This is a genomic window from Ruegeria sp. SCSIO 43209 (genome assembly GCF_019904295.1).
Classification (GTDB): domain Bacteria; phylum Pseudomonadota; class Alphaproteobacteria; order Rhodobacterales; family Rhodobacteraceae; genus Ruegeria.
The window spans coordinates 335,001-353,274 of the sequence record NZ_CP065359.1 but is presented as its reverse complement, the minus strand read 5'-3'; the positions used below and the strand labels follow the sequence as shown (position 1 = coordinate 353,274).

Here is an 18,274-nt window from a genome sequence, read left to right as displayed (position 1 = left end):
CCCAGTTTAACCCATTAGGCCCAATAAGAAAAACAGGTAGTACAGCGGGTCAGCGGGCGTTCATGGTCAGAAGCTCGTATTCTGCGACCGGTTCGTCATCTTGATTGGTCAGGGACACGTGCCAGCGAACCTCACCATAGTCGTCATTGCGTGGGGTTTTCTGCTTTACCGTCAGGCGCACCTTGATGCTGTCGCCAGCAACAACGGGCTTCATGAACCGCAGCCCGTCCAGCCCGGTATTGGCCAGCACCGGCCCCTCGTTCGGCTCGACAAACAGACCAGCCGCAAAGCTGAGCAACAAATAACCATGCGCCACACGACCGGGGAAGAACGGATTTCGCGCCGCCGCGTCCTCGTCCATATGCGCATAAAAGGTATCGCCGGTGAAATTGGCGAAGTGTTCGATGTCCTCCAGCGTGATGGTTCGCGAGGCTGTGTGCAGCGTCTCGCCGACCTGCAACTCACCAAATTTACGGGTGAACGGATGTGCCGGACCTTGGATTTCGGGCGCTCCGGGCACCCATTTGGTGCTGATACCACTGAGCATGCGCGGGGAGCCCTGAATGGCCGTGCGCTGCATATAGTGTTTCACACCGCGCACGCCGCCCATTTCCTCACCACCGCCCGCACGGCCCGGCCCACCATGCACCATATGGGGCAGCGGAGATCCGTGGCCGGTCGATTCAGCCATCGAGTCGCGGTCGTTGATGTAAATCCGCCCGTTATAGGCTGCGGCCCCCATCACTACGTTGTGCGCGACCTTTGTGTCGTGAGTGATCAGCGACGTGACCAGAGACCCCTGCCCGCGATTGGCAAGTGCCACCGCATGATCCAGATCGCGGTAGCCCATGAGGGTCGAAACTGGGCCGAAGGCCTCGGTATCGTGCACGCGCTGCGCTTTGTCGGGGTCAGCACAGTAAAACAGCATCGGGGGAACGAATGCGCCGGTTTCAGGGCCGTGCAGGTCGAACGCGTCGGGGTTGCCATAAACCCGTTCAGCCTCTTGCCCGATCAGAGCTGCCTTTTCCAGAACGTCGGCTTTCTGCCCGTTCGACACCAGCGCGCCCATGCGAGTGGTGTCGGAACGGGGGTCGCCGATGGTGATCTTTGCCAATCGGTCAGACAGCGCGGCAATTATGGCGTCGACCTGCAGCTGGGGCGCGATGATGCGTCGGATGGCAGTGCATTTCTGGCCCGCCTTTGTGGTCATCTCGCGCGAGACTTCCTTGACGAACAGGTCAAATTCGGGCGTGCCGGGCGTGGCATCGGGCCCGAGGATGGAAGCGTTCAAGCTGTCCTGCTCGGCCACAAACCGGACCGAGTTCTGCAAGATCGCAGGCGTCTGCCGCAGCTTCAACGCGGTATTCGCCGAGCCTGTGAAGCTGACCACATCCTGACAATCCAAGTGATCGAGCATGTCGCCCAACCCGCCCGAGACCAGCTGTAGCGCACCGGCAGGCAGGATGCCGCTATCCAGCATGATCCGCACTGCCAGTTCGGTGACGTAGCAACTGTTGGTAGCCGGCTTGACGATTGCAGGCACGCCAGCCAGCAGCGTCGGGGCCAGCTTTTCCAGCATCCCCCAGACCGGGAAGTTGAAGGCGTTGATATGAACCGCGACCCCTTGCAGGGGCGTGCAGATATGCTGCCCCAAAAAGGTGCCATTGCGTGACAACTGCTCGATTTCGCCGTCCAGATAAACCTGCGCATCCGGCATCTCGCGCCGGCCTTTTGAGGCAAAGACAAACATCGTGCCGATGCCACCATCGATATCGATCAGGTGGTCCTTCTGCGTAGCTCCGGTTTCGAAACTCAGGTCGTAAAGGGCTTGTTTATGCGCCGAAAGCTCTTGCGCCAGCGCCTTGAGCATCCGAGCACGGTCGTGGAACGTTAACTTGCGCAGCGCGGGGCCACCGGTATTGCGCGCATAGTCAAGCATCGCCTGCACGTCGAGCGCGGCATTGCCAGCGCTTGCAAACGGTGCGCCAGTGATGGCGGACGCGATGGTGCGTGCGCCTTCTCCAGGCGCGACCCAAGTACCAGCGGCGAAGCTGGAAATCTGATGCAGGGACATGGTGTTCTCCTGTTTGATGCGGTGGGACTAGTGTCCCAAAGCGCCCATTTGCTGCGGCAGATACAGCACCACGATGGGCACCAGCACGATCAGCGCGAGGCGGAAGATATCGGCGATCCAGAACGGAGTGACGCCACGAAATATGGTGCCGGTCGAGACGTCACCCACCACGCCTTTCAGGATGAAGACGTTCAGGCCTACGGGTGGAGTGATCAGCGAGATTTCGGTGACAACCACGACGACGATGCCAAACCAGATTGGGTCATAGCCCAGAGACGTGACCAACGGGAAGAAGATCGGAACCGTCAGCAACAGCATCGAGAGAGATTCAAAGACGCAACCCAGAATGATGTAGATACCAAGGATCATCAGGATCACGACAAACGGAGCAACATCATAGGCGGTCACCATCGCGATCAGGGCTTCGGGCAAACCGGCCAGATTGATGAAATTTGAGAATATCTGAGCGCCAATCAGCACCGCAAACAGGGCAGACGCGGTAAAGCAGGTCTCTTTCAGCACCTCGAATGTCGAGCCAACCGTGAGACCCCCACGAAAGAGTGCAATCAGAAAGGCCCCAGCGGCCCCCATACCTGCGGCCTCGGTGGGTGAGAATGTCAGGTTTAGGGGCTCAAAATCGAAGGCTCCATAAAGCCCGCCAATAACTAGGAAGAACAACAACAGCACAGCCCAAACCGAACCCAGCGCGCGGATGCGTTCGGACCAGGTGGCGCGCTCGCCTGCGGGCCCGGCTTCGGGGTTACGCCAGACGGTCCAGCGCACAGCAAAGAGGTAGAAGAGGATGCCAAGGATGCCGGGGATGATGCCCGCCATGAACAATTTCCCGATCGAGGTCTCGGTCAGCAACCCGTAGATGACCAGAATGACCGATGGAGGGATCAGAATGCCAAGCGTACCACCGGCGGCAATCGAGGCGGTCGAGAGTTCATCGGAATAGCCGTAACGCCGCATCTGCGGCATCGCGACCTTTGACATCGTGGCGGCGGTTGCCAGCGACGATCCGCAGATAGCCGAAAATCCGCCACAGGCCGCAACCGTTGCCATGGCAATACCACCGCGCATGTGGCCAAGAAAGGCGTTGGACACCGCATAAAGCTCGCGCGCCATGCCGCCCTTGTTCACGAACAGGCCCATCAGGATGAACAGCGGCACAACCGACAGACCATAGTCCTGCGCAGTGTCGGTGATCTGTCGGCCCACCATGGACATGGCAGCCTTCATCCCGCGCTCATCAAAGATTGAGCCGCCACGCTCATAGGCAAATCCCAATGTGCCGACCAGACCCATGGCAAAGACGATAGGAAGGCGCACCAGCACCAAGATCAATACAATCGCAAATCCGATTAGCGCTGCGGTCATTACATAGGCTCCGACAGTGTATTTGGGGCGAAGGCCCTTAGCAGCCCAGTGGCGATCATCACCAGTGCAGTGATGGCAACAGACAGGGTAATGAACCAGCCGATCAGGTAGGTGGGGATTGAAAGATATTCGGTTACATCCCCATAATCCCGCGCACGCTCGGCCAGGACCCAAACGCGCTGGACCGGCCAGAACAGCATGATGCCGCTGACCACATAGATCACAACGTCCCGCGCACGCGACAGATGCAGACGGTGGAAGAACCCGTCTGTCAGATCGACCGCGATATGGCCATTGGTGGTGGAGACGATCGGGAGGACAGAAAACACCAGAATTGCCATCAGAATGCGCGTCAGCTCGGTGGCGGCCTCAATGGGCGCATTGAAGACCGAACGCAGGATCACGTCGCAAAAGGTCATTACCATCAGGATAAACAGTGCAATGCAGGCCACGATCACGGGAAGGGCGCTGGCACGGCGCACAAGCTGAATAATAGGGGTCATGGGAAACTCGCGCAGGGTAAGTCAGGGCGGCGCAAGAGCCGCCCTGCAGTCGGATCAGTTCGAGGACATTTCCGATTTGATCATGTCATATGCGGCCTGTGCGTCGACTCCTGTTGCGTCAACCTCGGCGATGACCTTGCCGCGGATGTCTTCGGCGATGGCCGAGAACTTCTCCATATCCGCGTCAGTGGCAGCGTTGATGGCATTGCCTTCTGCCGCCTCGGTTGCCTCACGTCCAGTGGCGTCGATCTCATCCCAGATTTTGCCGATCTCACGGCTCAGCGGTTCACCGAATACGTTTTCTTCCAGCGCCGTCTGCAGCTCGGGTGGCAGATCTGCGAAGGTGTCTTCGTTCATGATGAATGCAAACGAACCACGATAGAGGCCACCGGGCATCTCATAGACGTTCTGCGCAACCTCGGTCAGCTTGAAACCCTTGCGCGATTCCAGTGGCATGACCACGCCGTCAGCGGCTTTCGATGCCAGTGTTTCATAGACTTTCGGAGCGGGCACCTGAATGCCGGTCGCGCCAAGCGCCGCACCAACGTCTCCGCCAACGCCACCCGGGATACGTACTTTCAGGCCCGAAACCTCATCCAGAGTGGTTACTGGCGCGCTGGAATGCAGCTGCGCGGGTCCATGCGTGTGCAAGGCGATGACTTTGACACCACGATGCTCGTCAGCAGCTTTCAAGTACTTGTCGTAGGCGCGCCAGTAGGCAACCGAAGCGTCCTCGGCCGAGCCTTCGTAACCAGGCAGTTCGATCAGCTTGGTGGTGACGAAGCGTCCCGGTTGATAGCCGTGAAAGATAATCGAGGCATCGGCCGCGCCATCCATAATCAGGTCCATCTGCGCAGGCGGTGGAGCGATACCCAGCTTAAGCTCTGCGGTGACCTGCCCGTCAGTGGCCTCCTCTACCATTTCGACGAATTTGGGCCACATCTTTGCGTTGATGCCGTGGGTGGGTGGGGCCCAGCTGGAAATTGTCAGGGTGTAGTCAGCCGCAAAAGCAATGGTGCCGGACACCGCCAAGGTTGCAGACGCCAACAATGTGGTGAGCTTGGTGAATTTCATGACCGGGTCTCCTCCTCAAAATCGCAAGTCGTGAATGTGTTAATGGTACGTTTTGTAACTATCAACGACGAGAAATGCTGTTCCGCCCGCTGGCCAAAGTGCATTTCCGATCGCCGAGTCACAAACGGCTATAGAATTTATTGACCAACCGTTCGGTTTATGCAAGAAGTTTGTTGTAACTTATGAAAAGCGAACCGGGCATGTCCGACACGATTATTTCGCAGAATATGGGTCAATGGGTTGAAATTACACTCAATCGCCCTGATCGCCTGAACAGTTTCACTGATGAGATGCACTATGCCCTGCGCGCTGCACTTGAGGCCGCGCGTGACGGTGGTGCCCGATCGGTGCTGTTAACCGGCGCGGGGCGCGGGTTCTGCGCAGGGCAGGATTTGGGCGATCGAAACCCTGCCACGATGGAGGGTCCGCCGGATTTGGGCTATACGGTTCGCACGTTCTACGCACCTTTGGTCCGCCTGATCAGGTCTTTGGAATTACCTGTTGTCTGCGCCGTCAATGGCGTTGCCGCCGGGGCGGGTGCGAATCTAGCCCTGGCTTGTGATGTGGTACTTGCCGCTGACTCTGCCAAGTTTATCCAATCATTTTCCAAAGTGGGCCTGATACCTGATACCGGCGGCAGTTGGCATCTGCCACGTTTGCTGGGTGAAGCCCGAGCCAAAGGGCTGGCCCTGACTGGGCAACCCCTGCCAGCAAAGCAGGCTGCGGATTGGGGGCTGATCTGGAAAGCAATTCCAGACGCTGAACTAATGACCGAGGCGCGCGCGCTAACGGAACAGTTCGCCAATGGTCCAACGCTGGGACTTGGCCTGACGAAACAGACGATACAGGCGGCTGCCACGAATACCCTGACCGATCATCTCGAGATTGAGGCGGACGCAATGAAAACCTGCGGCGAAAGCGTCGACTATGCCGAGGGCGTTACTGCGTTTCTGGAAAAGCGTGCGCCAGTATTTCGGGGAGAATGAGATGACGCCGAAGGAACGCGCCCAGAAAGCCGCTGCTGCCATGTGGGGGCGGGACAATGCCTCGAAATGGGCAGGCATGGAACTGGTGGAGATGGATGAAGGCGCTGCGACGCTGGCGTTGCAGGTGGCTGACCATCACTGCAACGGGCACGGGATCTGCCATGGCGGCGTGACATTCATGTTGGCCGACAGCGCCTTTGCCTTTGCCTGCAATAGTCGCAACCAGTCCACGGTCGCCCAGCACAATGTGATCAGCTACGTCGCGCCCGCGCGATCCGGTGATCTGCTGACGGCCCGCGCAACGGAACTGAGCCTGACAGGGCGCAGCGGTATCTATGACGTATCCATAACCAACCAAGCCGGACAAAAGATCGCAGAATTTCGGGGCTTTTCCCGCGCGGTCAAAGGCCCGGTGTTTGACGAGACCTGAGATGAGGGGGATGGCATGAAGGATCTTACTCCGAACAAGGCGGATCTTGATCCGATAGAGATCGCCTCGATTGATGAAATCCGCAACCTACAGTTGGATCGGCTGAAATGGTCGCTGCGCCATGCTTATGACAACGTGCCTATGTACCGGCAGCGGTTTGATGAGGCCGGTGTGCATCCTGACGACCTTCAGTCCCTCAGTGATCTGGCACGGTTTCCGTTTACCTACAAAAACGATCTGAGGGAAAACTATCCTTTTGGTCTGTTTGCGGTCCCGCGTGAGCAGATCATTCGTGTTCATGCCTCGTCGGGAACGACGGGCAAGCCAACCGTCGTGGGGTATACGCAAGGCGACATAGACAACTGGGCGGATCTGGTGGCGCGGTCGTTGCGTGCCAGCGGTTTGCGCCGGGGCGACATGGTGCACAACGCCTATGGCTATGGCCTGTTCACCGGCGGTCTGGGCGCGCATTATGGAATCGAACGTCTGGGGGCCACGGTCGTCCCGATGAGCGGTGGGCAGACCGGCAAGCAGGTCGACCTGATCACTGACTTCAAACCTGACGGGATTATGGTAACACCATCCTATATGCTGAACATTCTTGAGCAGTATCACAAGATTGGACTCGATCCGCGCGAAAGTTCCTTGGCTGTCGGCGTCTTTGGCGCTGAACCTTGGACGGATTCGATGCGCTCCGAGGTTGAACAAGCATTCGATATGCATGCCGTCGATATCTACGGCCTGTCCGAGATCATGGGACCGGGCGTCGCCAATGAGTGCGTCGAAACCAAAGACGGGCCCGTGATCTGGGAAGACCACTTCTACCCCGAAATCATCGACCCGCAGACCGGCGAGGTCATGCCTGATGGTGAGATTGGTGAACTGGTGTTCACCACGCTGACCAAAGAAGGTCTTCCGATGATCCGCTATCGCACCCGTGACCTGACGCGGCTTTTGCCCGGCACGGCTCGGTCGATGCGTCGGATGGAAAAGATCACGGGCCGCTCGGATGACATGATCATTCTGCGGGGTGTCAACGTCTTCCCCAGTCAGATCGAGGAGCAGGTTCTGGCAACCGGCGGTCTGGCGCCCTACTACCAGATCGAACTTTACAAAGCTGGCCGGATGGACGCGATGCGCGTGCATGTCGAAGCAACGCCGGATGCAGCCGATGAGCTGAGCAAAACCGCCGCTGCTCGGATGCTATCTCGCCGGATTAAAGAGGTGGTTGGCATCTCGACCGAGATCGATATAGGCGAGCCGGGCGAGGTAGAACGCTCACAAGGCAAGGCCCGGCGCGTGATTGACAATCGGGACATCTAAGCGACAGACGGAGGGTCAGGATTTGGCGCGCACGATAGCAAAAGACCACGACCATAAACGAACTCGCATCCTAAAATGCGCCGCCCGCGTCTTCGCGCAGGAAGGATTTGATCGGGCGTCAATGTCTCAGCTGGCGCGGGAGTGCGGGATATCCAAGGCCAATATTTATCACTACTACGACAGCAAGGACGCCATTCTGTTTGATATTCTCGACAGTTACCTGCTGCAATTGCGTGACCAGGTTTGCGGCTTGGACCTTGACGGGATGGAACCCGCGGATCGCTTGAAACGGGTGGTGCGGGAAATCCTACTGGCCTATCAAGGCGTGGATGATGAGCATCGCGTGCAAACCAGCGGCATGTCCGCATTGCCCGAAGAGCAGCAGAATCTGCTGCGTAGCTATCAGAGGGATCTGGTGGTGTTCGTCAGTGACATCATCGCCAGCATCTCGCCTGCAACTTTCAAGGATGATGCGGCCAAGCTTCGGGCCACGACCATGTCCGTTTTCGGAATGTTGAACTGGTTCTACATGTGGAATGCCGGGGCGGATGCCGACGCGCGCAGCGATTACGCCGCGTTGGTAAGCAATCTGACATTATCAGGTGTTGATGGCCTTTGAACCCTTGTTGGCACAGAGTTGATTTGGCTCTTCGGTCAGGATGAGGTTCAATAAGGGCGGAGGTTACCCATGCAACGCCCTGATCGTTTCGACAAATTCTATTTCGCCAAAGTAGGTCTGGGCGAAGCCTGTGGCTGCGCCGAGCGGGTGATTGACGTTTTTGAGTTCAATCGGAAATGTGGTGCTAAAGCCCAGCAGTCATTGAAGAAAGATCGGCGAAAGCGTCGCACGCTTCGCGGATTGGCCGTGAAGTATGGGTTGTTGAGCCGTAAACGCCAACCTTGAAAGCTAGGGTACTTCAAGTCCCAGCTTTTCGACCTGTTCGGTCGCTTTTACTGTCCACTGATCTTTCATCTCAATCCCGGTTAATTGCCGCAGCCCCAGCTTGCGGAGCGTTTCGGTTTTCTCGGCTGTGCCCGCCCCAAAACTTGCCGCGACCCGGGGCCACCAATAGTCGACCGACGCTTGCATTTCTGCAGCCTTTCCCTGTTCGATCAGCTTGCCCGCACCCTCAAGCGCAAGCTCCCCATGGCGCGCCTCGATCGGGGAAATCTCGCGGAAGGCCTCGGCCAGAGGCTGATAGGATATCTGCGAAAACTGAGCCAGTTGGACGTCAACCGCCAGGCTCATCAGCAGGTTCATAACCACGGCATCTTCCCATCCTTCGATCGGATAGTTGAATACAGCAAGGCGCATGTCGTGTTCGGACCGCGTAGCCCGGATATCCGCATCACGATCCAGACGTGTGGTCCAGGGATGGTGATTTGCATAGCGGTCAGTGTTGGCTCCGAACTCGCCCATGATTTTCAGGACACGATCTGCGTTGTCGGTCTTTTCCAGCACAATCTTGGCCGCCGCGATGCGTTCCTTGATGCCCGGGCCCAGATTTATGATGTCGGCAAAGCCCGCTGCGCCGGCCAGTTCGCTGTCCACGAAGGTCGCCATCAGTTTCATGAGCTCTGCACGATAGCGCGGAGGCACGTTGGTTGGATTACTCAGGACACCACCCGCTGCCAAATAGCTCTCGATTGTCATGTCTTCAGCCATCATTCCCTCCGTCTACTGATCGTAGTCCACGACTACAGTGTCGGTCAGCGGATAGGCCTGACAGCTCAGGACGTATCCTTTCTCGACTTCGTAGTCTTCCAATGCGTGATTGGCGACCATCTCGACCTCGCCCTCAAGCACCCGGCAGCGGCAGGTTGAACAGACCCCGGCCTTACAGGCGTAAGGCGCGTCCATCGCATTCTCCAACGCGGCATCGAGAATCGATTGATCCTTCGGCATGGTGATCGTTTGCGTTGCCCCGTCCATGGTGATTGATGTTTTGGTCTGGTTGTCCTGAGATGCCGTGTCCGCCCCGCTCACTTTGCGCTTGACCCGACCGGGTTGAGCGCTGGCGAAGAGTTCAAACTTGATCTGCCCGTCGTTCAGCCCATGCGCCCGCAGGGCTGAGGCAATGCCCAGCATCATCGGCTCGGGGCCGCAGATAAAAGCCGTGTCGACGTTCTCAATATCGATCCAGTGTTCAAAAAGTTCGGCACATTTGTCTTGCGTGACCAGACCTGTAAAAAGCTCGATTTCCTGCGCGTCTGTTTCCAGAATATGGATCACGTTCAGACGCCCCATATAGAGGTTCTTGAGGTCCTCAAGCTCCTCTCGGAACATGATCGTGTTCACGCCCTTGTTGGCATATATTAATGTGAACCGCGAATGTGGTTCTCGGGCAAGCGTCGTCTTCAGGATCGAGAGAACCGGCGTGATGCCCGACCCACCCGCAAAGCCCAGATAATGCTTTTCGGCGGAGGGATCGATTGCGGTGTAAAAGCTACCCATCGGCGGCATCGCCTGCACCGTATCGCCCACCTTTAGATCGGAGTTGGCCCAGGTCGAGAATGCGCCGCCATCCACGCGCTTGATCCCCACCTGCAGAATGCCCTCATCCTTGCCCGCGCAGATCGAATAGGACCGGCGCAGTTCTTCCCCATCGAAATCGCGGCGGAAGGTCAGGTACTGGCCTTGGGTAAAGTCGAATTCATCGGCTGAACCGTTTACAGGTTTCAGCGTCACGACCACCGCATCGCGGATGGTTTTGTGAACATCGGTAACTTCCAGATCATGAAAGCGTGCCATCCGGTGATCCTCCCTCAGATGCACTTGAAATAGTCAAAAGGTTCCAGGCAGTCGGTGCAGCGCCAATGGGCCTTGCAAGGGGTCGAGCCAAACTGGCTGACCTTTTCAACCGCCTTGCTACCGCAATGTGGGCAGCGTTCAGGTCCACCTGCAGGCTGCGGCGGGGCGATGCCGTAATCCTCGAGCCGAGCACGGCCCTTGTCGCTGAGCCAATCGGTGGTCCAAGCCGGTGCGATACTTGTCTCGATCCGCAGATCGTCGATTCCATGATCACGCAGCGCAGTTTCGATATCCATGCTGATGACCGAGGTCGCCGGGCAGCCTGAATAGGTCGGCGTGACGGTAACCGTCAGAGTGTCATCATCCCATCGCACATCGCGTACAATGCCCAGATCGACGACCGAGATCACCGGAATCTCAGGGTCTGGTACAGCGTCCAGCCATTCCCACACCTGATCCGTTGAAGCCCGCATTGATCCTTACCACTTCGCGCCGGGATATGCGCGCTGCAACCACTGCATCTGTGTCAGAAGATGGCCCAGATGCTCGGTATGCATGCGACCGTCGCGCCCGCCCTTATGGGCAAAGCGGCTTTCGGGAATGGTTAGTGTCGCCTCGGACAGCACACGCTCGATCAGAGCGTCATATTCTGCGCGCAGATCTGCCGGGTTCGGGGCAATCCTCGCCGTAACCATTTCTGCATCAACATCGTCACTGGCAAACATCTCGCCGACATATGGCCAGAGATAGTCCAGCGCCTCTTGCATGCGGGCATGACTTTCCTCGGTCCCGTCGCCGAGGCCCACAACCGTGTCGCCCGAGCGTTCGAGGTGATAGCTAACTTCTTTGCTGGCCTTGGCGGCAATCGCCGCGACCCGGTCGTCAGAGGATGTCATCAGACGCCCCAGCATGATCGAATGCCACGCATCGAACAGGAACTGACGCATCAGCGTGCGGCCGAAGTCGCCGTTCGGCACTTCGACCAGCAGCACATTGCGGAAATCCCAGGCATCTCGCAGAAAGGCCAGATCATCGGCGGATTTTCCGCCGTCGATCTCACCCGCAAGACCCAGCCACATCTGAGTCTGACCGATCAGGTCCAGCGCGGTATTGGCCAGCGCGATGTCTTCCTCCAGCACAGGCGCATGACCGCACCATTCGCTGACGCGATGGCCGAGGATCAGGGTATTGTCCCCCATCCGAAGCAGAAACTGCAGCAAAGCGTCATTGGAAACCGGAACACTCATTACATCGCCCCCACTTCTTCGGGAATATCGAAGAAGGTTGGATGGCGGTACACTTTGCTTTCGCTGGGCTCGTACAGCGGACCTTTGTCGCTGGGCGATGAGGCCGAGATGTTGTTGGCCTCAACCACCCAGATCGAAACGCCTTCGTTGCGGCGCGTGTAGACATCGCGCGCGTTCTTGATCGCCATTTCCGCGTCCGGGGCGTGTAACGACCCAACATGGCGGTGGCTCATGCCATGTTGTCCGCGGATGAAGATTTCCCACAGGGGCCATTCGTTGTTCATTTGGTATCCTCCTCAGGGCAGTCTTATTCTGCAGCCAGATTTGCGGCGCGTTTCTTGCGGGCATGAGCCAGCAGCCCGTCGCGAACCCATTTACCGTCGTCCCACGCCTTGTTACGCGCGGCCAGCCGGTCGACATTGCAGGGGCCGTTGCCCTTGATCACATCGAAAAACTCGGACCAGTCCGGGTCGGTGTAATCATAATGGCCCCGTTCTTCGTTCCATTTCAGGTCCGGGTCAGGGATACTCAGACCCAGATATTCGGCCTGAGGCACGGTCTGATCCACGAATTTCTGGCGCAGCTCGTCATTGGTGTTGATCTTGATCTTCCACGCCATGGATTGCGCCGAATGCACGCTTTCCTTGTCCGACGGCCCGAACATCATCAGCGACGGGTACCACAGTCGATTTATTGCATCCTGCGCCATCTTACGCTGCTCTGGCGTACCCTCTGCCATCTTGCGGATCGCATCATAGCCCTGGCGCTGGTGAAAGCTCTCTTCTTTGCAGATGCGGATCATTGCGCGCGAGTATGGTCCGAAGGACGTCCGCTGCAGCGGAACCTGGTTCATGATCGCAGCGCCATCGACCAGCCATCCGACCGCGCCGATATCAGCCCAGTTCAGGGTCGGATAGTTAAAGATCGACGAGTATTTCATGCGCCCGTCCAGCAGCATCTCGGTGATCTCATCCCGGCTGACACCCAGCGTTTCTGCCGCGCAATAGAGATACAGCCCATGCCCGGCCTCATCCTGCACCTTGGCCAGCAGGATCGCCTTGCGCTCCAGCGTTGGCGCTCGGGTGATCCAGTTTCCTTCGGGCAGCTGGCCTACGATTTCAGAATGTGCGTGCTGGCCAATTTGACGGATCAGTGTCGCGCGATAGTCGTCGGGCATCCAATCCTTGGGCTCGATCTTGATATCGGCGTCGATCTTGTCCTGAAACGCGCGTTCCTGCTCGGTCATCTCCTCGCGGGATTTCACGCCTGTTCCGGCTGTTTTGATCATCTGAGCGTACATGTGAGGTCTCCTCCCTTACACACGTTCAAGAATAAGTGCGGCACCCTGCCCTACCCCGACACACATGGTACAGAGCGCGTAGCGGCCTCCGGTGCGGCGCAGTTGATAGGCAGCAGTCATCACTAGCCGCGCACCGCTCATTCCAAGCGGGTGGCCAATGGCGATTGCCCCGCCATTAGGGTTCACATGCGGCGCATCATCAGGCACCCCGAGTTCGCGCAGCGTGGCTAGGCCCTGCGAGGCAAACGCCTCGTTCAATTCTATCACATCCATCTGATCAATGCTGAGCCCAGCCCGTGCAAGCACCTTACGGCTGGCTGGAACCGGGCCGATGCCCATCACGCGCGGCTCCACCCCAGCAACGGACATGCCAACCACACGGGCAATCGGGATCAGATCGTTCTTTGCCGCAGCAGATTCATTCGCCATCAGGATCGCCGCCGCGCCGTCGTTAACACCCGAGGCGTTTCCGGCGGTCACAGTCTTGTCCACCCCGTTGATGCCCTTTAGGCTAGACAGTTTCTCTGCTGTAGTCCCCGGACGTGGGTGCTCGTCGGTGTCGACCACTACCGGGTCACCTTTGCGCTGGGGGATTGTGACCGGGGTGATCTCCTCCTGAAACACCCCGGTCTGGTGCGCCGCGGCCCAGCGGGCCTGGCTGCGTTCGGCAAACGCGTCCTGATCGGAGCGACTGATACCATAAGCTGCCGCTACGTTATCCGCTGTTTCGGGCATCGAGTCGATACCAAATTCCTTTTCCATTTTCGGGTTCACAAAGCGCCAGCCGATCGTGGTGTCGTAAACGGCATTGGCACGAGTAAAGGCGGATGTTGCCTTGGGCATCACAAATGGCGCACGCGACATGCTTTCGACCCCACCCGCGATCGCCATGTCATAATCCCCAGCCTTGATGGCGCGCGCAGCCATGCCCACCGCATCCATGCCAGACGCGCAGAGCCGATTGATTGTCGTTCCCGGTACATCCACCGGCAGCCCTGCCAGCAACGCCGCCATCCGCGCCACATTGCGGTTGCTTTCACCGGCTTGGTTCGCATCGCCATAAATCACGTCGTCCAGACTGGACCAATCCACCTGTGGGTTACGCGCGACAAGCGAAGCGATTGGCAGGGCGGCAAGATCATCTGTGCGCACCTGGCTTAGTCCACCACCATATCGTCCGATCGGGGTGCGCTGGGCGTCGCAGATAAAGGCGTCCATAGGTCGATTACTCCGAATTTGAATTCACATCATTAAGTGACCGATAGGTCGGTTAATAAGCCTCTCATCGATTCGCAGCAAGCTTTATGTTACTTCATCTACGTTTTCTTGCTTTTTCCGTAACGCTTTGGCTTGCTGCGAGTAACTTGGTCGTGTGAAACGTAGTCTTTGCCGGCTTACCATCTGCGCCGATGCCGTCTCAGACCTTTGATAAGGGTTCCTTCAACACAAAATTTGACAAATCGAAAAAGTACTTAGACCGCTTCGAATAGGCAGTTTGAAAGGTTGCCATTCTCAGATTGGAGTTCCAGTAAACGTCAGTATCTGCAGCAGACATCGAACCGGATTGGCTGGTTTTGACCTATAGCGTTTAATGAATGACACTTAACCGCTTTCGTCCCAACAGCTGCCTCCAGTCATCGCCAATCATCAAGTTAACTTTGAAAAGAAGCGTTGAATGATCTATACACAAAAGCCGAGGTGATGGCGATCATCCGCTGCCTTCTGTCGGAGACCCAGTAGGTCCCCAAAGAACGGAAGTATGCGATTAAACTTGTTGGGGAACTTGCGGATTTGCTTACTTTGGGGGCGTCCCAGAATGAACAAAACCGCCCTAGGGCGGTGCGTAAACATCTGATGTTGCACGGTGTTTTTTGTTTGCGGGAGTAGGATTTGAACCTCTGAGTTTCAGGTTATGAGCCTGACGAGGTTTGATCGTTAATCGAACGGTCCGGTGGACTGTTTGTAGTCTGCGCGGGCTGCTCTGGGATTTTCTAAAGTTGGTTGCGGGAGCAGGATTTGAACCTGCGACCTTCAGGTTATGAGCCTGACGAGCTACCGGGCTGCTCCATCCCGCGACACTTTAAGTGACCTATCGCTTACGCTACTTGAGGTCTTGTGTTGGTCTATCGCCTATTCGGCTACTTGAGACCGGGTAGTGTTCTTTTCATCGTGTTAGAGAGATGTGGGCTTTTTCTAGGTTTGGCGGTGACCTACTCTCCCGGGGCTTAAGCCCAAGTACCATTGGCGCGGCAGTGCTTAACTTCCGGGTTCGGGATGGGACCGGGTGTTTCACTTGCGCTATGACCACCAAACCGAGGAAAAGCCCATGTCGACTTTCCTGCGTTGCAGGAAAGCGACGAGGTGGCAGGCAGCGTCTTTTGCTTGCAAAAGGCGCGTTGCCACTCGGTTATATAATCAACCAACATCGCGGCTTGACGCTGCGACGTTATCCAACTCAAGGTGTGTATGCTTTGGTCTTGTCTTTCCATTACTGGATCAAATCAAGCCTATCGGGCGATTAGTACCGGTCAACTGAACGCATTACTGCGCTTACATCTCCGGCCTATTGACGTGGTGGTCTTCCACGGCCCTCAGGGAGACCTTGTTTTGAGGGGGGCTTCCCGCTTAGATGCCTTCAGCGGTTATCCTGTCCGATCATAGCTACCCAGCACTGCCGTTGGCACGACAACTGGTCCACCAGTGGATCGTTCACCCCGGTCCTCTCGTACTAGGGGCAACTCCTCTCAAGTCTCCTACACCCACGGCAGATAGGGACCGAACTGTCTCACGACGTTCTAAACCCAGCTCACGTACCTCTTTAAACGGCGAACAGCCGTACCCTTGGGACCTGCTCCAGCCCCAGGATGAGATGAGCCGACATCGAGGTGCCAAACACTGCCGTCGATATGGACTCTTGGGCAGTATCAGCCTGTTATCCCCGGCGTACCTTTTATCCGTTGAGCGATGGCCCTTCCACTCGGGACCACCGGATCACTATGGCCGTCTTTCGACTCTGCTCGACTTGTCAGTCTTGCAGTCAGGCTGGCTTCTGCCATTGCACTCAACGAGCGATTTCCGACCGCTCTGAGCCAACCTTCGCGCGCCTCCGTTACGCTTTAGGAGGCGACCGCCCCAGTCAAACTACCCGCCACGCAGGGTCCCGGATCCGGATAACGGACCGCGGTTAGACATCAAGAGTGCGAAGGGTGGTATCTCAAGGGAGGCTCCACGGATACTTGCGTTTCCGCTTCAAAGCCTACCACCTATCCTGCACATCACAATCCTGATGCCAGTGCGAAGCTGTAGTAAAGGTGCACGGGGTCTTTCCGTCTAACCGCGGGAAGCCTGCATCTTGACAGGCAATTCAATTTCGCTGAGTCGATGTTGGAGACAGCGGGGAAGTCGTTACGCCATTCGTGCAGGTCGGAACTTACCCGACAAGGAATTTCGCTACCTTAGGACCGTTATAGTTACGGCCGCCGTTTACCTGGGCTTCAATTCAAGGCTCTCACCTCTCCTTTTAACCTTCAGGCACCGGGCAGGCGTCAGACCCTATACGTCGTCTTGCGACTTCGCAGAGCCCTGTGTTTTTAATAAACAGTCGCCACCCCCTGGTTTGTGCCCCCAGCCCCTAGTTGCCTAGGAACCGGGCCTCCTTCTCGCGAACTTACGGAGGTATTTTGCCGAGTTCCTTCAACATCGTTCTCTCAAGCGCCTTGGTATGCTCTACCAGTCCACCTGTGTCGGTTTAGGGTACGGTCTGATGGAGGGCTATTTCCAGGAACCACTCAGCAGCCCAATCAATCCGATAAGATTGAACTACACCTGTGATCCGTCACATCCTCCTGGCCTAGGAATATTAACCTAGTTCCCATCGCCTACGCCTTTCGGCCTCGGCTTAGGGGCCGGCTTACCCTGCTCAGATTAGCTTTAAGCAGGAACCCTTGGACTTTCGGCGAGAGTGTCTCTCACACTCTTTGTCGCTACTCATGTCATCATTCTCACTAGTGATCTCTCCACGGGATCGCTCACGCGCCCGCTTCATCGAAAGAACCTATGTCTGCGCTACCGCCATTGTGGCTACTTGAGCGCGATTACTCGCGCCGCATAACCGGCGGCAATATAGACAAGGTTCTATGTCACACTACGCTCTGCTACCGATGCTTACGCATCCCTAGACTTCGGCTCATGGCTTGAGCCCCGTTACATCTTCGCCGCAGGACAACTTATTTAGACCAGTGAGCTGTTACGCTATCTTTAAAGGATGGCTGCTTCTAAGCCAACCTCCTGGTTGTTTTGGTCGTCCCACCTGCTTTCCCACTTAGCCATGAATTGGGGGCCTTAGTCGTAGGTCAGGGTTGTTTCCCTCTCCACTACGGACGTTAGCATCCGCAGTGTGTCTGCCATCTAGTACTCCCGGGTATTCGGAGTTTGGTTAGGATCAGTAAGCCTGTGGGGCCCCATTACCCATCCAGTGCTCTACCCCCCGGGGTATTCGGATGACGCTCTACCTAAATAGATTTCGCAGAGAACCAGCTATCTCCGAGTTTGATTGGCCTTTCACCCCTAGGCACAGCTCATCCCGATCCTTTTCAACGGATGTGGGTTCGGTCCTCCAGTAAGTGTTACCTTACCTTCAACCTGGCCATGCCTAGATCACTCGGTTTCGGGTCTGATCCCACGAACTCATTCGCCCTATTAAGACTCGCTTTCGCTACGCCTACACCTAACGGCTTAAGCTTGCTCGTAAGACCAAGTCGATGACCCATTATACAAAAGGTACGCCGTCAGATCTCGAGGATCCTCCGACTGATTGTAGGCGTTCGGTTTCAGGTACTGTTTCACTCCCCTCGTCGGGGTGCTTTTCACCTTTCCCTCACGGTACTGGTTCGCTATCGGTCAGCAAGGAGTACTTAGCCTTCGAAGGTGGTCCTCCGATCTTCAGACAGAATTTCACGTGTTCCGCCCTACTTAATACGTCCATCAAAGCTTCCTATACGGGGCTGTCACCCGCTATGGCCACGCTTCCCAACGTGTTCTAGTCACTTATCTGGCTCGGCTGGTCCCCGTTCGCTCGCCGCTACTAGGGGAGTATCAATTGATTTCCTTTCCTCCGGGTACTTAGATGTTTCAGTTCCCCGGGTTTGCTCTTAAAACCCTATGTATTCAGGTCTTAAGTACCTGTTCATGCTCATTATTGATTAG

At 56.8% G+C, this 18,274-nt stretch carries 16 protein-coding genes, 1 tRNA gene and 2 rRNA genes (1 of these 19 running past the window's edge); 5 read left to right on the top strand and 14 right to left on the bottom strand.

The genetic code is table 11. The features are described 5' to 3' along the window. Positions 1-49 precede the first annotated feature (49 nt). Genes paaZ through I5192_RS01805 form a run of 4 tightly spaced genes read right to left on the bottom strand, consistent with a single transcriptional unit; the run spans position 50 to position 5,031 of the window. On the bottom strand, positions 50-2,074 hold the full coding sequence (paaZ, locus tag I5192_RS01820; RefSeq protein WP_223117616.1) for a phenylacetic acid degradation bifunctional protein PaaZ: 2,025 nt from the start codon (positions 2,072-2,074) through the stop codon (positions 50-52). Between the two features lie 27 nt (positions 2,075-2,101). After that, positions 2,102-3,454: a TRAP transporter large permease gene (locus I5192_RS01815; RefSeq protein ID WP_170397698.1), complete on the bottom strand. Its 1,353-nt coding sequence runs from the start codon at positions 3,452-3,454 to the stop codon at positions 2,102-2,104. Further along, positions 3,454-3,957, bottom strand: coding sequence for a TRAP transporter small permease (locus tag I5192_RS01810; protein ID WP_223117615.1), 504 nt, complete (start codon positions 3,955-3,957; stop codon positions 3,454-3,456). Before I5192_RS01810 ends, I5192_RS01815 begins: the two co-directional genes overlap by 1 nt. Positions 3,958-4,011: 54 nt before the next feature. Next, entirely contained in the window at positions 4,012-5,031 is a 1,020-nt protein-coding gene (locus I5192_RS01805) for a TRAP transporter substrate-binding protein (RefSeq protein ID WP_170397704.1), read from the bottom strand. Positions 5,032-5,231: 200 nt separating this feature from the next. Here I5192_RS01805 and paaG point away from each other — a divergent pair, with 200 nt between their 5' ends. The 5 genes from paaG to I5192_RS01780 all read left to right on the top strand — a co-directional run bounded on the left by paaG (position 5,232) and on the right by I5192_RS01780 (position 8,674). Continuing rightward, entirely contained in the window at positions 5,232-6,017 is a 786-nt protein-coding gene (paaG, locus tag I5192_RS01800; RefSeq protein ID WP_223118251.1) for a 2-(1,2-epoxy-1,2-dihydrophenyl)acetyl-CoA isomerase PaaG, read from the top strand. A gap of 1 nt (position 6,018) precedes the next feature. Then, positions 6,019-6,447, top strand: a complete 429-nt coding sequence (gene paaI, locus I5192_RS01795; protein WP_170397710.1) for a hydroxyphenylacetyl-CoA thioesterase PaaI — start codon at positions 6,019-6,021, stop codon at positions 6,445-6,447. A gap of 15 nt (positions 6,448-6,462) precedes the next feature. Further along, positions 6,463-7,770 (top strand): phenylacetate--CoA ligase PaaK, encoded by a 1,308-nt coding sequence (gene paaK / locus I5192_RS01790; RefSeq protein ID WP_170511538.1) that lies wholly within the window; start codon positions 6,463-6,465, stop codon positions 7,768-7,770. A 22-nt stretch (positions 7,771-7,792) separates the two neighbouring features. Next, positions 7,793-8,389, top strand: coding sequence for a TetR/AcrR family transcriptional regulator (locus tag I5192_RS01785; protein WP_170596872.1), 597 nt, complete (start codon positions 7,793-7,795; stop codon positions 8,387-8,389). Between the two features lie 69 nt (positions 8,390-8,458). After that, positions 8,459-8,674: a hypothetical protein gene (locus tag I5192_RS01780; protein ID WP_170511540.1), complete on the top strand. Its 216-nt coding sequence runs from the start codon at positions 8,459-8,461 to the stop codon at positions 8,672-8,674. Positions 8,675-8,677: 3 nt separating this feature from the next. Here the strand turns inward: I5192_RS01780 and I5192_RS01775 are convergent, their stop codons facing one another. The 10 genes from I5192_RS01775 to I5192_RS01730 form a co-directional block, all read right to left on the bottom strand. Continuing rightward, the gene (locus tag I5192_RS01775) at positions 8,678-9,436 is read right to left on the bottom strand and encodes a Phenylacetic acid catabolic protein (RefSeq protein WP_223117614.1); all 759 of its coding nucleotides are present in this window, start codon (positions 9,434-9,436) and stop codon (positions 8,678-8,680) included. A 12-nt stretch (positions 9,437-9,448) separates the two neighbouring features. Continuing rightward, positions 9,449-10,522, bottom strand: coding sequence for a 2Fe-2S iron-sulfur cluster-binding protein (locus tag I5192_RS01770; RefSeq protein ID WP_170636486.1), 1,074 nt, complete (start codon positions 10,520-10,522; stop codon positions 9,449-9,451). A 14-nt stretch (positions 10,523-10,536) separates the two neighbouring features. Then, complete coding sequence (gene paaD, locus I5192_RS01765) at positions 10,537-10,995, bottom strand: 1,2-phenylacetyl-CoA epoxidase subunit PaaD (protein ID WP_170511230.1); 459 nt, start codon at positions 10,993-10,995, stop codon at positions 10,537-10,539. 6 nt (positions 10,996-11,001) lie between these two features. Then, positions 11,002-11,769, bottom strand: coding sequence for a 1,2-phenylacetyl-CoA epoxidase subunit PaaC (gene paaC / locus I5192_RS01760; protein ID WP_223117613.1), 768 nt, complete (start codon positions 11,767-11,769; stop codon positions 11,002-11,004). After that, positions 11,769-12,053 carry a 1,2-phenylacetyl-CoA epoxidase subunit PaaB gene (gene paaB, locus I5192_RS01755; protein WP_170404692.1) on the bottom strand — a complete coding sequence of 95 codons (285 nt, stop codon included), beginning with the start codon at positions 12,051-12,053 and terminating at the stop codon, positions 11,769-11,771. Before paaB ends, paaC begins: the two co-directional genes overlap by 1 nt. A 23-nt stretch (positions 12,054-12,076) precedes the next feature. Further along, positions 12,077-13,069 (bottom strand): 1,2-phenylacetyl-CoA epoxidase subunit PaaA, encoded by a 993-nt coding sequence (paaA, locus tag I5192_RS01750; RefSeq protein WP_170404695.1) that lies wholly within the window; start codon positions 13,067-13,069, stop codon positions 12,077-12,079. Positions 13,070-13,084: 15 nt separating this feature from the next. Next, positions 13,085-14,287: a 3-oxoadipyl-CoA thiolase gene (gene pcaF / locus I5192_RS01745; protein ID WP_223117612.1), complete on the bottom strand. Its 1,203-nt coding sequence runs from the start codon at positions 14,285-14,287 to the stop codon at positions 13,085-13,087. A gap of 780 nt (positions 14,288-15,067) precedes the next feature. Further along, positions 15,068-15,144, bottom strand: a tRNA-Met gene (locus tag I5192_RS01740). A 122-nt stretch (positions 15,145-15,266) separates the two neighbouring features. Beyond that, positions 15,267-15,381: ribosomal RNA gene (gene rrf, locus I5192_RS01735) — 5S ribosomal RNA — on the bottom strand. Between the two features lie 185 nt (positions 15,382-15,566). Continuing rightward, a 23S ribosomal RNA gene (locus I5192_RS01730) occupies positions 15,567-18,274 on the bottom strand; it runs 158 nt beyond the window's last position.

Excerpts from the sequence above, each read along its gene's own strand:
- paaZ (WP_223117616.1), bottom strand. The coding sequence starts at position 2,074 with ATGTCCCTGCATCAGATTTCCAGCTTCGCCGCTGGTACTTGGGTCGCG.
- I5192_RS01815 (WP_170397698.1), bottom strand. The coding sequence starts at position 3,454 with ATGACCGCAGCGCTAATCGGATTTGCGATTGTATTGATCTTGGTGCTG.
- I5192_RS01810 (WP_223117615.1), bottom strand. The coding sequence starts at position 3,957 with ATGACCCCTATTATTCAGCTTGTGCGCCGTGCCAGCGCCCTTCCCGTG.
- I5192_RS01805 (WP_170397704.1), bottom strand. The coding sequence starts at position 5,031 with ATGAAATTCACCAAGCTCACCACATTGTTGGCGTCTGCAACCTTGGCG.
- paaG (WP_223118251.1), top strand. The coding sequence starts at position 5,232 with ATGTCCGACACGATTATTTCGCAGAATATGGGTCAATGGGTTGAAATT.
- paaI (WP_170397710.1), top strand. The coding sequence starts at position 6,019 with ATGACGCCGAAGGAACGCGCCCAGAAAGCCGCTGCTGCCATGTGGGGG.
- paaK (WP_170511538.1), top strand. The coding sequence starts at position 6,463 with ATGAAGGATCTTACTCCGAACAAGGCGGATCTTGATCCGATAGAGATC.
- I5192_RS01780 (WP_170511540.1), top strand. The coding sequence starts at position 8,459 with ATGCAACGCCCTGATCGTTTCGACAAATTCTATTTCGCCAAAGTAGGT.
- I5192_RS01775 (WP_223117614.1), bottom strand. The coding sequence starts at position 9,436 with ATGGCTGAAGACATGACAATCGAGAGCTATTTGGCAGCGGGTGGTGTC.
- I5192_RS01770 (WP_170636486.1), bottom strand. The coding sequence starts at position 10,522 with ATGGCACGCTTTCATGATCTGGAAGTTACCGATGTTCACAAAACCATC.
- paaD (WP_170511230.1), bottom strand. The coding sequence starts at position 10,995 with ATGCGGGCTTCAACGGATCAGGTGTGGGAATGGCTGGACGCTGTACCA.
- paaC (WP_223117613.1), bottom strand. The coding sequence starts at position 11,769 with ATGAGTGTTCCGGTTTCCAATGACGCTTTGCTGCAGTTTCTGCTTCGG.
- paaB (WP_170404692.1), bottom strand. The coding sequence starts at position 12,053 with ATGAACAACGAATGGCCCCTGTGGGAAATCTTCATCCGCGGACAACAT.
- paaA (WP_170404695.1), bottom strand. The coding sequence starts at position 13,069 with ATGTACGCTCAGATGATCAAAACAGCCGGAACAGGCGTGAAATCCCGC.
- pcaF (WP_223117612.1), bottom strand. The coding sequence starts at position 14,287 with ATGGACGCCTTTATCTGCGACGCCCAGCGCACCCCGATCGGACGATAT.